The following is a 282-nucleotide window of genomic DNA, read 5'->3' on the forward strand; positions in this document are numbered from 1 at the left end:
CAACGCGCATAAGGTCGTCAAACTGTACGCACAACGCATGCAGATTGAAGAAGGGTTCAGAGACACCAAAAATGGCCATCTAGGCTTAGGGTTAGAAAAGGCGAACTCAAAAAGTGCGGAGCGTTTCGACAACCTCCTGCTCATCGCGTCATTAATACTCTTTTTACTCTGGTGTGTTGGGTTTGCTAGTGTACAACTCACTCAAAGTCGGCTGTTGCAGGCGAATACGGAAAAGCGGAAGCGAGTGCTTTCGTATATCTACGTCGGCCGAGAAGTCATCGA

At 48.2% G+C, this 282-nt stretch carries 1 protein-coding gene; it reads left to right on the forward strand.

Annotated elements, in window-relative coordinates:
* A partial coding sequence (locus tag ACM2FC_RS23670; RefSeq protein ID WP_498483481.1) for a transposase occupies positions 1-282 on the forward strand: 282 nt, incomplete at both ends.

This window comes from Vibrio sp. A37 (assembly GCF_059777565.1).